At 67.2% G+C, this 13,874-nt stretch carries 14 protein-coding genes and 1 pseudogene; 4 read left to right on the top strand and 11 right to left on the bottom strand.

The genetic code is table 11. The features are described 5' to 3' along the window. Positions 1–129: 129 nt before the first annotated feature. On the top strand, positions 130–1,725 hold the full coding sequence (locus CA951_RS24805) for a sigma-54-dependent Fis family transcriptional regulator (protein ID WP_087559352.1): 1,596 nt from the start codon (positions 130–132) through the stop codon (positions 1,723–1,725). Between the two features lie 111 nt (positions 1,726–1,836). On the opposite strand, the gene CA951_RS24800 is transcribed toward CA951_RS24805, so the two are convergent. From CA951_RS24800 to CA951_RS44460, 10 genes are all read right to left on the bottom strand, one after another. After that, positions 1,837–2,208 carry a nuclear transport factor 2 family protein gene (locus CA951_RS24800; RefSeq protein ID WP_256974060.1) on the bottom strand — a complete coding sequence of 124 codons (372 nt, stop codon included), beginning with the start codon at positions 2,206–2,208 and terminating at the stop codon, positions 1,837–1,839. 129 nt (positions 2,209–2,337) lie between these two features. After that, positions 2,338–3,684, bottom strand: coding sequence for a phenylacetate--CoA ligase family protein (locus CA951_RS24795; RefSeq protein ID WP_087559350.1), 1,347 nt, complete (start codon positions 3,682–3,684; stop codon positions 2,338–2,340). Positions 3,685–3,700: 16 nt separating this feature from the next. Beyond that, positions 3,701–4,855 (bottom strand): CaiB/BaiF CoA-transferase family protein, encoded by a 1,155-nt coding sequence (locus CA951_RS24790; protein ID WP_087559349.1) that lies wholly within the window; start codon positions 4,853–4,855, stop codon positions 3,701–3,703. After that, on the bottom strand, positions 4,852–5,646 hold the full coding sequence (locus CA951_RS24785) for an enoyl-CoA hydratase/isomerase family protein (protein ID WP_256974059.1): 795 nt from the start codon (positions 5,644–5,646) through the stop codon (positions 4,852–4,854). Before CA951_RS24785 ends, CA951_RS24790 begins: the two co-directional genes overlap by 4 nt. Before the next feature lie 49 nt (positions 5,647–5,695). Beyond that, entirely contained in the window at positions 5,696–6,817 is a 1,122-nt protein-coding gene (locus CA951_RS24780; RefSeq protein ID WP_087559348.1) for a CaiB/BaiF CoA-transferase family protein, read from the bottom strand. Between the two features lie 24 nt (positions 6,818–6,841). Further along, positions 6,842–8,008, bottom strand: a complete 1,167-nt coding sequence (locus tag CA951_RS24775; protein ID WP_087559347.1) for an acyl-CoA dehydrogenase family protein — start codon at positions 8,006–8,008, stop codon at positions 6,842–6,844. A gap of 10 nt (positions 8,009–8,018) precedes the next feature. Then, positions 8,019–9,968, bottom strand: coding sequence for an AMP-binding protein (locus CA951_RS24770; protein WP_087559346.1), 1,950 nt, complete (start codon positions 9,966–9,968; stop codon positions 8,019–8,021). A gap of 51 nt (positions 9,969–10,019) precedes the next feature. After that, positions 10,020–10,484: a MaoC family dehydratase gene (locus CA951_RS24765; RefSeq protein WP_087559345.1), complete on the bottom strand. Its 465-nt coding sequence runs from the start codon at positions 10,482–10,484 to the stop codon at positions 10,020–10,022. A gap of 160 nt (positions 10,485–10,644) precedes the next feature. Then, on the bottom strand, positions 10,645–10,962 hold the full coding sequence (locus CA951_RS44465; RefSeq protein ID WP_256974058.1) for a hypothetical protein: 318 nt from the start codon (positions 10,960–10,962) through the stop codon (positions 10,645–10,647). Positions 10,963–10,970: 8 nt separating this feature from the next. Continuing rightward, positions 10,971–11,174, bottom strand: coding sequence for a hypothetical protein (locus tag CA951_RS44460; RefSeq protein WP_256974057.1), 204 nt, complete (start codon positions 11,172–11,174; stop codon positions 10,971–10,973). A 10-nt stretch (positions 11,175–11,184) separates the two neighbouring features. On the opposite strand from CA951_RS44460, the gene CA951_RS44455 reads away from it, so the two are divergent. Together CA951_RS44455 and CA951_RS44940 are read left to right on the top strand one after the other, a co-directional pair. Then, positions 11,185–11,430 (top strand): hypothetical protein, encoded by a 246-nt coding sequence (locus CA951_RS44455; protein ID WP_256974056.1) that lies wholly within the window; start codon positions 11,185–11,187, stop codon positions 11,428–11,430. A 101-nt stretch (positions 11,431–11,531) separates the two neighbouring features. Then, positions 11,532–11,879: a WhiB family transcriptional regulator gene (locus CA951_RS44940; RefSeq protein WP_306300859.1), complete on the top strand. Its 348-nt coding sequence runs from the start codon at positions 11,532–11,534 to the stop codon at positions 11,877–11,879. Between the two features lie 91 nt (positions 11,880–11,970). On the opposite strand, the pseudogene CA951_RS44450 reads toward CA951_RS44940, so the two are convergent. After that, positions 11,971–12,194 (bottom strand): annotated as a pseudogene (locus tag CA951_RS44450) (transposase); the annotation flags it as partial. 251 nt (positions 12,195–12,445) lie between these two features. On the opposite strand from CA951_RS44450, the gene CA951_RS24750 reads away from it, so the two are divergent. Continuing rightward, positions 12,446–13,810, top strand: coding sequence for an aromatic acid/H+ symport family MFS transporter (locus tag CA951_RS24750; RefSeq protein WP_179220298.1), 1,365 nt, complete (start codon positions 12,446–12,448; stop codon positions 13,808–13,810). The last annotated feature ends 64 nt before the right edge of the window (positions 13,811–13,874 follow it).

The raw sequence follows: 13,874 nt of genomic DNA, 5'->3' as shown, positions 1-13,874 counted from the left end.
GGGGCCCGGTGTCTGTGCGTCTCCCCTCGCGCGCCCCTTGCCTCCGAGCCGACATATATTATATTGTGTTCTCGCTCACATGTGATGCGAGTCCGTCGTCATCGCAGCTGGTCAAAAGGTGGTGTCGGAGTGCCCGGTACGGCAGCGCATTCCACGGTCGACGCTCGGCCGGAGATCGCGTCGTCATGGATGCGTTCGCAATTGTGTGGCGTCGACGGCGATACGACGCCCAAGCTGGACAGGATCGACGTCGCATCGGACGGGTGCCTCGGACGCGCCGCGACGCCCGTGCTGGATCGCGTCTGCCTCGAGTTCGACGATGCGCCGCTGGTGTTCGTCCTCGCCGACCACGACGCCCGGATCCTGGATATCCGGCACACCCATCCCACTGTTCGAAATGCCCTCGACTGGACGGGCATCGAGCGCGGCATCCGGCTGGCCGAGGACGAGGTGGGAACCAACGCGGTCGGGACCGTCCTGGAGTCCCGGCAACCCCTACTCGTTCACGGCCCCGAGCACTTCATGTCCGCGTTCCACGAATTCAGTTGCTTCGGCCACCCGATCATCCATCCGATCACGCGACGACTCGAAGGTGTCCTCAACGTCGGAGGCGGGGCCGGCGAGGACCACCGGTACTTCGCCCCGATCGCCCGGCGGGTGGTCCGGGACATCGAGGAGCGCATGGCGCTCGACACTCCTGTTGCGCAACGGAAACTGCTGGCCGAGTTCCATGCCGCGGCCCGGCGGAAGGACCGGTCGGTGATGGTGGTCGGCGAGGGCATGGTTCTCGCCACGCCTGCTGCGCTGGCCCTCCTCGATCCCGCGGATCACGCCACGGTCCGCGCTGCCGCCGACGCAGTGCGGACGTCGACCGCCACCCACCGCCTGACGCTCGAATCCGGACGCGACGTCGACGTCACCTGCACTCCCGTCGACGGCGGCAACGGTGTGCTGGTCGAATTCGCCACGGCGAGAACGGATCGGAAACCCCAAGCCCCCACGGTCGAGGACTGGCCGCTTCTTGTAGTCGGAGAGACCGGCACCGGTCGGACCACCGAGGCGGTGCGTGCGGCCCGGGCGGGATCGACGATCGTCGACGCCGCGGATGTCGTGCAGAGCGGCGAGCAGGCGTGGGCAGTCGCGCTCGGCCGGGAACTCCAAGGGGACGGTGCGGTGGTGGTCATCGAAAATGTGCATCTGCTCACCGATTCGATGGCCACCCTGGTTGCCCGGCTCGTCCGGGGTACTCGACGCCGTATCGTCCTGACGTCGACGAGTACGACTGACGTTTCGGGGATTCACCCGTCTCTGCTCGCTGTCTGCGCCGCACGACGTGACCTGGTTCCGCTTCGCCGGCGCCGCCACGAGATTCCGCGGTTGGCGCGTCAGATGCTGACGGAGGAGGCCGCGACGTCCGGCATGCGACTCACCACCGCGACGCTGCAAGTCCTTGCGGCGCACGAGTGGCCCGGCAACCTCGCCGAGCTTCGGCGGGTGATCCGCAGCGTGGCCCTGGCACGTTCGGCCGGCGACGTCATTCCGACCGACCTTCCCTCGCCGTACCGGGCAGTCGGTGCCCCGCTGTCACCCATTCGCCATGCCGAACGGGAAGTCATCGTCGCGGCGATCGAGGCTGCGGGCGGAAACAAGCTCAAGGCCGCGCAGTCACTCGGGGTGAGCCGGTCCACCCTGTACAACCGACTCCGGGTCCTGAAGATCGCGTGACCCTCCCGCCAGTACATCCGTCGCATCAACGACGTCGGCGCCGGGCGCGTGATCAGCACGCACCCGGCACCAAGGTCTAATCGAGCTACTACCCCTCGAGGGACAGCGTTTTCAGGGCTGGATGCCCATCTCCGGGCCGATGTACTCCCGGACACTCACTGCCTTACCGTCACGCGCTTCGACGATCTGCACGAGGTGCAACTTGACCGGCTGGCCGCCCATCTCCAGTTCGACTGACGCCTCGTTGAAGAAGCCCTTTTCGGTGAAAGTGATGCCCTCGGGACGGAAGTCCGGAACCGGGCCGTCCCCGGCGCGCTCATAGACCGCGGCTACGGCCTCGGACACCGAGACCCACTTGTCGTCGGCGCTATGCCACACCGGGCAATCCTCGACGCAGATCTCGAGGAAAAGGTCTATGTTCGCCAGGGCTTTCACCCAGTTCTCCGAGAGTTCAATGGTTGCCTGGTCTGGGGTGCTGCTCATCTGTGATCGGGCCTTTCTGTCGGGGTCACTACGCGTGACCTGCATCACCCATGCTGCCCGCGCTAGAGCCGATCGAATGTCCAGATATCTGGACACTGCGCGAAAGACTGTGACGCAGAGCCGCCTCCGTCAAGGCACCCGTTCGATGAGGTTGACCTTGACGTGGTCCGGTCGCGCAAGGGTGAGTTCGGGCACGAGTTCGACCACCGCCTTGACGCCCAGCGCCGACCGGACCCGCTGTTCGATCGACGACCGCAGTTCGTCCTGCTGCTCGGTACGGAGTCCGTCGGCGTATTCCACGACGAGCACGAGCGGCTTCTGGGTGGAATGCCCCTCGAAGTCGACGCGGATACGCATCTCGCCGGTGGCGGCCGGTGCCAGCTCCGACACCAATTGTTTGACGGCGGAAGGGAATAGGTTGATGCCGCGCACGATCAGCATGTCGTCGGTCCGACCGACGCACCGCACCTTGTACCCGGTGCGGCCGCACGCGCAGTCGGTGCCGGTGACCACCACGTGGTCGCGGGTGCGGAACCTCAGCAGCGGCGACGCCTGCCGGCGCAGGGCCGTGTACACCAACTCGCCCTGCGCACCTGCCTCCGGCGCGACGATGTCACCCGTCGCCGGGTCGATCAATTCGGCGACCATCAGGTCCGGGGAGAGGAAGTGCATGCCGTCGCCCTCCTCGCACTCGCCCCAGTAGATGCACGCGATGTCGGTGCCGCCGAGCATCTCCCGCGACGTCGCTCCCCACAACGACTCGAGCTTGCCGCGGACCGCGGGCAGACCGCCGCCGGGCTCGCCGCCCACGCTGATCGCCCGCACACCCAGATCGCGGGCGGCCACGCCGAGGATCGCCGGAGCCTGCTCGGCCAGATACGCCAGGAAGTTCGGCGTCCCGATCAACGCGTCGGGCCGCTGGTCGGCCTGCACCCGCAGGAGTCGCTCCGCGCCCGCCTCCGCGCCGATCGGGATGTCCACGATCCCCATGTACTGCGCCATCTGCACGACGGGGATTCCGCCGACGAAGCCCTTGCTCATCCCGAATCCGTGCAGCAGCCGGTCACCGGGCCGGAAACCGTTGGCGTACAGGGCTCGCGCCCCGAGCTCGGACCAGACGTCGATGTCGCTCCGGGTCAATCCGACGTAGGACGGACTGCCGGTGGTGCCCGACGAGGCCTGGATCTGCACGATGTCGGCGCGATCGGCCGCGACGTGGCTGCCGAGCGGCGGCGTCGCTGTGAGACTGTCCCGCAGTTCCTGCTTCTCGGTGAACGGCAACCCGGCGAGGTCCGCCACCGACCGGATCCGCGCGACGTCGACGGCATGCTCGGCGAACTTCTTCCGGTAGAAGTCGCTACGCGCCGCGAGATACTCGAGTTGCTCACGCAGACGAGTGTTCTGCAGTTCCGCAGCGTCGCCGGGCGCGAGCGACTCGACCTCGCTCCAATGCCGTGCCGAATGGGGAACAGCCATAGCACTCACCGTCCTTCTACTCGAATTCGGCACGAATGGCGTCGGTGTGCGCGCCCAGTGCGGGCACCGAACCGCTGCGCACGGGCCACCCGTCCGCCACCGCGGGCGGCAGCAGCGCGGGCACCGGGCCGGACGGGGTACCCACGTCGCGCCACCGTCCGCGCTCGACCAGTTGCGGGTGCTCGGCCAGGTCGCGCACGCTGTTGAGCCTTGCGTTGCCGATGCCCGCGGAGTCCGCCGTCTTCTGGATCTCCGCCAGCGTGTGCTCCGCACACCACGCGCCCACGACGGCGTCCAGTTCGTCACGCGCAGCCACGCGAGTGTCGTTGTGCGCGAACCGCGGTTCGTCGGCGAGTTCGGGCCGGCCGATCATCTCGGCCAGGCGCCGCCACTCGCGGTCGTTGGTCGTCCCGAGCACCGCAGTCTGGCCGTCGGAGGTGGGATACGCGCCGTAGGGCGCGATCATCGGCGAGCCCATACCGACGGGCACCGGCTCGGTACCGGCGTGGATCACCTGGTTCAGGGCGAACCCCATCATCTCGGCGACGGTGTCGAGCATGGCGATCGGGATGACCGCTCCCCGCCCGGTCCGCTCCCGGTCGTAGAGCGCCGCCAGCACAGAGGAGTACGCGTACAGCGCGGTGCCGACGTCGGCCACCGGGATACCCGGTTTGGCCGGCTGACCCGGCGCGCCGGTGATGCTGCAGGAGCCACCCTCCGACTGGATGAGCAGGTCGTAGGCCCGCTTGTGGTCGAGGGGACCACCCTTCCCGTATCCGGAGATGTCGACGACGATCAGCCGCGGGTAGGTCCGCGACAGTTCGCCGGTGCCGATCCCCAGGCGATCGAGGGCGCCGGGCGCGAGGTTGCTGACGACGACGTCTGCGGTGGCGAGGATGTTCCGGAAGATGCCCATGTCGGCTGCCGACTTGAGGTCCAGCGCCGCCGACTCCTTGCCGTGGTTCAGCCACGTAAAATGCGCCGACATGCCGCCGACGACGGAGTCGTACGCGCGCGTCGAGTCGCCGAAGCCCGGAGCCTCCACCTTGATCACCCGGGCCCCGAGGTCTGCGAGGTGGCGCGTGCACAGCGGCGCCGAGATCGCCTGCTCCAGCCCGACCACGGTGATGCCGGCGAGCGGGCCCTGCGTTCGTTGTTCGGTTGCGGTCACGAGAACTTCGGCTCCCTCTTCTCGCGGAACGAGGACACACCCTCGACCACGTCGGGACCACCGAAGCCGAAGAACTCCAGCCCCAGCGAGGCGTCGAAGATCGGCATGGCCTGCCGGTACCAGCCGTTGAGCGCCATCTTGGTGCCCTGGATCCCGGCCCGCGAGCCGGCGGCCAGCTTCCGCGCGATCTCCATCGCCCGGTCCTGCACGTCGTCGTCGTCGACGCACAGCGACACCATGCCGATCCGCTCGGCCTCCTCGCCGGTGAGCACCTCGTTGGTCAGCAGGTGGTACTTGGCCTTCGCCATGCTCGTCAGCAGCGGCCAGCAGATCGCCGCGTGGTCGCCGGCGGCGACACCCAACCGGACGTGACCGTCGACGATCTTCGCGCGGCGGCCCGCGACGGAGATGTCGGCCAGCAGCGCGGCCACCAGACCGGCGCCGGCGGCCGGTCCGTTGATCGCGGAGATGATCGGCTGCGGGACCTCGATGATGTTGCGCACCAGGTCGCGGGCCTCACGCATCACCCGCGATCGTGACGCGTAGTCGCCGATCATGTCTTCGACGAGGTCGAAGCTGCCGCCCGCCGAGAACGCCCGATCACCTGCTCCGCGAATGACCACGGCGCGCACCGACTGGTCGAGTCCGATCACCGGCCAGATGTCGGCCAGTTCGCGGTGCGCGTCCGGGCCCACCGCGTTGAGGTTCGGCCCGTCGAGCACGATGCGGAGAATGCCGTCTTCGGGGCGGTCGACCTTCAGTGAGGTGAAGGCCTCGTAGCTGGTCACCATTACTTCCTTCCTGGAATTTCTCGGTTCGAGCGGGGCAACGGCGGCCTTGTCAGTCGCCGACGCCCCACCGAGACGCGACGTCCGCGGGCGCGACGGTGCCGACCCGCGGCGTCGCGGGTTCGCGCGCGGGAGTGCCGCTGAAACGCGGCGCGGGCATCGGATGCAGGACGCCGCCGACGGTCCGGTACACGCCCCGCTGGGTGTTGTGGGGATCCACCGCAGCCTCGTCGAACGTGAGCACCGGGGTGACGCAGGCATCGGTACCGGCGAACACCTTCTCCCATTCGTCGCGGGTGCGGCGTTCGACGGCGTCGCCGATGAGCTTGCGCAGGTGCGGCCACGATTCGCGATCGTTCTGGTCGGGCCAGTCGGCGGTGTCGGGGCCGAGACGCGACGTGAATTCCCGATAGAAGTCGGGTTCGAGCGCTCCGACGGCGATGTACCCGCCGTCGGCGCACCGGTAGGTGTCGTAGAACGGTGCCCCGGAGTCGAGGAAGTTCGTCCCCGGGTCGTCCGAGTACAGGCCGGCCGCGCGCAGACCCTGCAGCTTGGCGGTCAGGGCCGCGACACCGTCGACCATGGCGGCGTCGATCACCTGGCCTCGCCCCGTGCGGGCGGCGGAGACGAGGGCGCACGCGATGCCGTACGCCCCCATGGCACCGCCTGCCGCGTAATCGCCGAGCAGGTTGATCGGCGGGCGGGGCGCGCTGTCGGACCGTGCCATGGCATGCAACGCGCCGGACTGCGCCACGTAGTTGATGTCGTGTCCGGCGTCCCGTGACCGGGGACCGGTCTGTCCGTAGCCGGTCAGCCGCACGTAGACGAGACGCTCGTTGCGGGCCATCACGTCGTCCGGTCCGAGACCGAGCCGCTCGGTCACTCCGGGGCGGTAGCCCTCGATGAAGATGTCCGCGGAAGCGGCCAGGCGCAGCACACTCTCACGCCCGGCCGGGTCCTTGAGGTCGACGGCCACCGCGTCGACGCCGCGGTTGACGACGTCGACTTCCTCGGTCAGACCGTCCGTCTGGCTGAGCGCGCGCGCCGACCGGTTGGGCGGTCGCACCACCCGCACCACGTCGGCTCCCATGTCGGCGAGCAGCATCGAGACGTACGGCACCGGGCCCATTCCCGCGAGCACCAGTGCCCGGACTCCAGCCAGCGGACCGGTCATCGTCACACTCCTTCGTCGGTGGGCTCAGTACGACCGCGGCAGGCCGAGCACCTGCTGCGAGACGTAGTTGCGCACCATCTCCTGCGAGAACGGCGCGTTGCGCAGCAGTCGCACCTCACGCCACAGCCGCTCGATGTGGTACTCCTTCGCGTACGCGTACCCACCCAGCGTCGAGAACACGCGGTCGCATGCTTCGAATCCGGCTTCGGCGCCGAGGTATTTCGCCGCGGCGGCCTCGTGACCGCACTCCTGCTTGTCGTCGAACAGTTTCGCGGCGTGCATCGCCATGCGCTCGGCGGCCTCGAGACGGATCCACGAGTCCGCGAGCGGATGGGCGACGGCCTGGTTCTGGCCGATCGGACGATCGAAGACCACGCGGTTCTTCGCGTACTCGGTGCCGATCTCGAGGGCCGCGCGGCCGAGGCCGATGCCCTCCATCGCGACCACGATGCGTTCCGGGTTGAGCCCGTCGATGATGTAGTAGAAGCCCTTGTCGACCTCGCCGACCACGTCCTCGTCGGACACGAACAGGTTGTCGATGAACAACTCGTTGGTGTCGATGGCCGCGCGACCCAGCTTGTCGATCTCGCGGATGGTGACGTGCTTGCGGTCGAGTTCGGCGAAGAAGATCGTCATTCCGTGCAGCGGCTTGTCGTCGCGCCGCGGCGACGTGCGGGCCAGCAGCAGGATGCGGTGCGCGTTCTGGGCGTTGGTGATGAACACCTTCTGGCCGTTGATGACCCAGCCGCCGTCGACCTTGGTCGCCTTGGTCTTGATGCGCGACGTGTCCACGCCGGCAGTCGGTTCGGTGATGCCGAACGCCGTGAGCATCTCACCCGACGCCAGCTTCGGGAGGTACTTCTTCTTCATCTCCTCCGAGCCGTACCGGACGATCGGCGCCGGCGGGAAGACGTAGAAGTGGATCGCCGAGCCACCGCTCATACCGCCGCCGGAGGACGCGATCTCGCCCATCATCACCGCGGCCTCCTGGAGGCCCAGGCCGATTCCGCCGTACTCCTCCGGGATCATCGCGCCGAGCCAGCCGCCGTCCGCGAACGCCTTGATGAAATCCCAGGGGTATTCGTGCTTGCGGTCCTTGTCCAGCCAGTAGTCGTTGTCGAACTTCCGCGCCAGCTCGCGAGTCGCCTTGCGGACGATCTCGATGTTGCTCTCGGTATCGAAGTCTGCCATCTCAACTCTCCTAGTCTTCGCCCGCGTACACGGGGATGTCCTCGAGCGGCGTCGCCGGATCCAGCGACGACATGTCGCCGATCGGGGCACCGATGAACCGCGACCGGATGGCGCGGCGCATGATCTTTCCGTTCTTCGTCTTCGGCAGCGTCGGCACCGCAAATACCTCGGGTGCAAAGGATTTGCCCGCGTTGGCCAGCGCCGTCGCCTGCAGGTCGTCGTTGTCGACGCCGTCGGCGCGCAGCACCGCGAACGCCACCGCCCGCTGACCGCGCATCTCGTCCGGCACACCGATCACCGCGACCTCCGCGATCCGGTTGTCCCGCAACAGGGCGGCCTCGATCTCGGCCGGTCCGACGCGGCGTCCGGACAACTTGATGGTGTCGTCCGAGCGGCCGTGGATCCGCCACATGCCGGCGGTGTCGATGCTCGCCAGGTCACCGTGTACCCAGATGCCGTCCCAGCGGCTCCAGTAGGTGTCCAGGTAGCGGTCCCGGTCCTGCCAGAACGCGTGCGTCATCCCGGGGAACGTGTTGAGCACCGCCAGTTCGCCGATCTGACCGACCACCGGCTTGCCGTCGTCGTCGAGCACCGCGGCGTCGACACCGGGCAGCGGTCCGGTGAAGGCCGCGGGCGCGGCGGGCAGGAACGGGTAGCCGACGAGGATGCCGCCGCCGACCTCGGTGCCGCCGCTGTAGTTGACGATCGCGCGCTCTCGCCGGCCGACTTCCTCGAACAGCCAGAACCATGTGGGCTCGTCCCAGGCTTCACCGGTCGAGACGAACGTCTTCAGGGTCGGCATCTCCGGGGCGGTGCCGTCGCCCGCCGCCTTCAGCGCGCGTGCCGCCGTCGGTGCGATGCCCTGCACGGTGACGCCGTTGCGGTTCACGATCTCCCACATACGATTCGGTGTGGGATGGGTGGGAAGACCCTCGATCATCACGATGGTCGCGCCGAGCTGCAGCGGGCCGGTCATGAGCATCGGGCCGACGAGCCACCCGAGGTCGGTGATCCAGGAGACCACGTCGTCGGCGTGTACGTCGAAGCCGTAGGCGAAGTCGACCGCCGTCTTGGCCGCGAAACCGCCGTGCGAGTGCACGATTCCCTTCGGCCTGCCCGTGGTGCCGGACGTGTAGACGATCGTCAGCGGGTCGTTCGACTCGGTGTCCGCCACGTCGACGGGGTCCGGATCGGCAGGTAGTTCGTCGTAGTAGACGTCGCGACCGGCCTGCATCGGCACGTCGGTGCCCACGTGCCGGATCACCACGACGGAGCGGACCGACGGCGCCTGGGCCAGCGCGGCGTCCGCGGTCGCCTTCATCTCGACGACCTTGCCGCGGCGAGTCGTGCCATCGGCGGTCACCAGGAGCACGGCGTCCGAATCCTGTAGTCGCGTGGCCAGGGCGTCGGGTGCGTAACCACTGAACGTGGGAACCGCGACCGCGCCGATCATGGCGACGGCGAGGAAGGCCACGGCCGCCTCGGGCACGACCGGCATGAACAGCACCACGCGATCGCCGCGGTGCACGCCCAGCCCCGCGAGGTGCGCCGCGAACCGGCTCACCTCCGCCGCGAGTTCCGCGAAGGTCAGCGTGCGCCGCTGTCCCCCGTCGCCCTCGTAGACCACCGCGGTCTTGCCCGCGAGATCGCCGCGGGCATGCCGGAGGGCCGCCAGCTCGGCGACGTTGATCCGGCCGCCCGGGAACCATTTCGGGAACTCCCGGCCCTCGGACTCGTCGAGCACCCGGTCGAACGCCGCCGAGAACGCGACGTCCAGGTCGGCCAGCGCCTCGCGCCAGAACCACTCGGGGTCGGCGACCGCGCGACGGCCCAGTTCGGCGACAGCGGCGGCGCCGTCGCCGAAGCCCCAGCTCTTCATCGCCGCGAGCAGCCTCGCGCGCTCGCGCACCGCGGGGCCGGGAACCCAGGCCATCTCCTCGGGCTGGCTATTGATGCCCATTTCCGTGTTCTCCTCGTCTGGGGCTGTCGGTCGTCGGGGCGGGGTGAGCGGTCAGGCCTGCTCGCCCGCCGACTTCTTGAGCATCAGACCGACGCGCGTGGCGTCGCAGACGATCTCGTCGCGTTGGTTGAGGCCGAAGTGGCGGAACGTGACGATTCCGGAGTCGTTGCGGCTCTTGGACTCCCGGGCCGACACGATCTCGGTGCGCACGTGGATGGTGTCACCGTGGAACACCGGCTTCGGGAACTTGATCGAGTCGAAGCCGAGGTTGCCGAGGGTGGTGCCGTACGTGGTGTCGTGCATCGAGATGCCGGAGACGAGGCCCAGGAGGAACAGGCTGTTGACCAGGCGCTGCCCGTGGATGGAGTCCTTGCTGTATTCCGCGTCCAGGTGGAGCGGTGCCATGTTCAGGGTCATCGTGCTGAACAGGACGTTGTCGGTCTCGGTCACGGTCCGTCGGACCTCGTGATCGATGACCATTCCCGGTACGAATTCCTCGAAGTACAGACCCGGCATGTGACGTCCTTTCTCTCGAGCGACGACGAGTCCGATGCTCGGTCGCTGCAGTACGTGAGCCCCACTTTAGAATAAATATATTATGCATGCAAGGGATCACGTTTGATGTCTGATGTATCCGATACCTCCACCGGAGTAAAAAGATAGTATATGATGTATGTCACCCTGCGGTTGATGGTGTGGTCTCACGGACAAGACCGAAGGTCAGGCTCATCGCTAAACCGCTCAGCGAGGACCTCGGGCTCAGTGCCTCCCAGATCGGCTTCACCGGCAGCATGTTCCTCCTCGCCTTCAGCTTCGGAGGTTTCTTCGCGGACCGATCGACAAAGTTCTCGCGATCCGCTGGTCCATAGCAATCATCGCCGAGCTGTGGGATGTCGTCATGCTCCCGCTCGTCGTGTGATCGACGTTCACCGCGCTCCTCGCGGGCCGGATGCTTCTCGGCCTCGCATAGGGGCCGACGTCCGCTTTGCTGCACACGGCCGCCTAATCACGGCATGCGCTCGTCAAGCGGGGTATCCCGAGCGCGCTCATCATCAGCGGAAGCACGCTGGCCAAGATCGCCGTCGTCCCGATCCTCGCGCTCGTGGTCGCCGAGTACGGATGGCGGGCGGCCATCATCGTGCTCTCGTTCGCGACCACGCCGTGATGCATCCCGTGGCTGCTGACCCGGCGGCCCTGCCCCGTCATCGTCGCCGGAGTGCTGCTGCTGAGCCTCCCCGCTCTCGGGTCTCCGCTTCTCGCGGTGTGCGGTGTAGTGGCACACGGACTAGTGGTCGCGGTGTTCCCGCTGCTCCACGCCGCGGTGATCGCAACGTACCCGCCGCGCCGGACCGCCGGCATCATCGGCGCCTTCTTCGCGATCCAGGCAATCGGCGGAATCAGCGGACCGTGGTCGATGGGGATCGCCGCGCTCGTCCTCGCCGACACGGTGCGTACGCAGTAGGCCCAGCACTTCCGGCAACCGTCGGCAGTTCTGGGCACACACGCCTGCTGTCCGGACAGCGATCGTTCCGGAGGTTGACCCACTTCGACAGTTTATATATTATGTTTTACACCCCGGCACGGGGCAAAGACTCCTACGTCGAACGATCGGAGCGCGTCCACATGACTGCATCACACGCCGTCCCGGATGTCAGCCCCGAAGAATGGCGACTGCGCGCACGTTGCCGCGGCATGGACATCACCGTCTTCTACCTCGATGACGACACAGCGAAGCCCCACCCGCAGCGCCTGCGCACCGCGAAGAATATTTGCCGACGATGCCCGGTGATCAATGAATGCCGCCAGTACGCCATCCATTTCGGCGAACAACACGGAGTGTGGGGCGGACTGACTCCAAGGGAACTCGGTGCTGCCAGAAAATGGAGCCGCTGGCAGCGGAAGCCTGGGTAAGTCCGTAACGAGTGCCTACACGAAGCCGCGCTGCTTTTGCCGTTGGAGTCTCCGGCAGAGTGGCGCAGCGGTTCGACCCGGTCGGCGACATGCCCTGCATCGAGAGCCTCCGGTCGTGACTGTCACGTCCGGCGGGGCATCGAAGGTGGCCGGTTGCCACAGCCTCGACTCCAATTGCGATTGGGCGGCGCCGATCAGGTCGAGCATCCACCGGACACGAATATCGACGTTGCCGAGCCCAAGCGAGGCGCCGGTCGCGTCGTCGACCGCCGCGCACGGGCGGGTCGTGTACGAGAACCGGGTGGCACGATATATCCGCCCTAGGCCTCGGCAACGGTCATGTCGCCTCGCCGAGTAGAGGAGTCAGCGATGCGCGCGGTGCCTCGCTCTTCGGATAGCCACAACCTCCTGTTCCATCGCAAGGTCCAGCAGCTGCTCGACCGGGTGGCGCCGGCATCGATTCACCGGTCCCGGTTGATTCCTCCGAAGTATCATGCATAATGTGCGGTGTGAGGTAGGTCGCAATTCAGATCCGCAACCTGCGCAGCACACATCGTCGCCCGCAGATGCAGCATGCTCGCACACTGCCCATTCCCCCGGAGGATTCCGTGCCCAGACCTCAGAGCCGACCCCGAAGCGGTTTTACTGTCCTGATTCTGTGCTTTCTCACGATCGTTGCCGACGGCTATGACATGGTCGTGTACGGGGCCGCACTCCCCAAGATCCTGCACGAACCGGGCTGGCACCTCACCCCCGGCACTGCGGGTCTCATCGGCACCTGGACGCTGGGTGGCCTCATGGTCGGATTCGTGACCGCCGGCCCACTCACCGATCGGATCGGCCGCCGCAAGCTCATGCTCGTCGGAGTCGTGTGGATCTCGGCGGGCTCACTGCTCTCCGCGCTCGCGATGAACGTCGAGGTGTTCGGATTCGCGAGGTTCCTCACAGGCGTCGGTATCGGCAGTGTCGTTCCGTCGGCGGTCGCGTTGACCATGGAATACGCACCGCGGAATCGGCGACTGCTGTACAACGGTGCAATGCTCACCGGCTTCTCCGTCGGTGGTGTCCTCGCCTCCTTGGCGGCAATCTGGCTTCTCCCCCATCACGACTGGCGAGTCCTGTTCGGTCTGGGCATTGTCTTCGTCCTGCTGATGCCGATCATGTATTTCCGGCTGCCCGAATCCGTGGACTACCTCGACGCGCGCGGTCGCGAAACCGAGGCACGTGCACTGGCCGAGGCCTACGGGCGAGACTACGACGCCATCGCCGCATCGGCCGCCAGCAACCGAAGAGAGTCCGCCTCGAGTCCACAGGGAGTTCGTCGGTTGCTTGCACGTCCGTGGTTGCTCCCGCTCATCGTATTCGTCGTGATCAGCGTCTGCGTGAATGTTGTCGTTTACGGACTCAACACCTGGGCACCAGCGCTGATGCGCGAGCAGGGCTACGCGCTCGGCTCGGCATTGACCTTCATGCTCGTGCTGCAGGCCGGGGGCGCAATCGGCTCCGTCGCCGGCTCGTACCTGGCTGATCGTGTCGGGTGTGCGCGGGTCGTGATGGTCCTGTTCGTCGTCGGCGCGGCCTCCCTGCTGGCTCTGAGCAACAAGCTCGACACCGGATGGCTCATGCTCGCGATCTTGGGCGCCGGGATCGGTGGCACCGGGACCAATTCGGTGCTCTACGGCTACGTCGCCAGCAACTTCCCGGTGGCCAACCGCGGGTCTGCAGTTGGTGTCGTGATGGGTCTCGGCCGTATCGGTGCACTGGTGGGGCCGGCGATGGCCGGCTGGATTCTCGACGCCGGTTTCGGTGCTCGGTGGAGCTTCTACTCCTTTGCCATTCCTGCGATCGTCGGTGCGGTGCTCGTCACCCTCGTTCCCGTGATCACCGCTTCCCGCCGCGTTGCGGAAGAACCTGCCCTAACCACGGCGTGACGCGGCCCACCGCAGTCGGCGTTTCTGGGGAGGATGATTGGGCCGGTGGGTGTGTGATGTGTCG

This window comes from Rhodococcus sp. NCIMB 12038, from assembly GCF_002165735.1.
GTDB lineage: Bacteria > Actinomycetota > Actinomycetes > Mycobacteriales > Mycobacteriaceae > Rhodococcus_F.
The sequence above is the reverse complement of the archived record's forward strand: the minus strand, read 5'-3'. Positions and strand labels throughout refer to the sequence as shown.

What these genes read in the sequence shown, in the direction of transcription:
- CA951_RS24800 (WP_256974060.1), bottom strand. Translation starts at nt 2,208, where the DNA reads ATGAGCAGCACCCCAGACCAGGCAACCATTGAACTCTCGGAGAACTGG.
- CA951_RS24795 (WP_087559350.1), bottom strand. Translation starts at nt 3,684, where the DNA reads ATGGCTGTTCCCCATTCGGCACGGCATTGGAGCGAGGTCGAGTCGCTC.
- CA951_RS24785 (WP_256974059.1), bottom strand. Translation starts at nt 5,646, where the DNA reads ATGGTGACCAGCTACGAGGCCTTCACCTCACTGAAGGTCGACCGCCCC.
- CA951_RS24780 (WP_087559348.1), bottom strand. Translation starts at nt 6,817, where the DNA reads ATGACCGGTCCGCTGGCTGGAGTCCGGGCACTGGTGCTCGCGGGAATG.
- CA951_RS24775 (WP_087559347.1), bottom strand. Translation starts at nt 8,008, where the DNA reads ATGGCAGACTTCGATACCGAGAGCAACATCGAGATCGTCCGCAAGGCG.
- CA951_RS24770 (WP_087559346.1), bottom strand. Translation starts at nt 9,968, where the DNA reads ATGGGCATCAATAGCCAGCCCGAGGAGATGGCCTGGGTTCCCGGCCCC.
- CA951_RS24765 (WP_087559345.1), bottom strand. Translation starts at nt 10,484, where the DNA reads ATGCCGGGTCTGTACTTCGAGGAATTCGTACCGGGAATGGTCATCGAT.
- CA951_RS44460 (WP_256974057.1), bottom strand. Translation starts at nt 11,174, where the DNA reads ATGACGGGGCAGGGCCGCCGGGTCAGCAGCCACGGGATGCATCACGGC.
- CA951_RS44940 (WP_306300859.1), top strand. Translation starts at nt 11,532, where the DNA reads ATGTTTTACACCCCGGCACGGGGCAAAGACTCCTACGTCGAACGATCG.
- CA951_RS24750 (WP_179220298.1), top strand. Translation starts at nt 12,446, where the DNA reads ATGCAGCATGCTCGCACACTGCCCATTCCCCCGGAGGATTCCGTGCCC.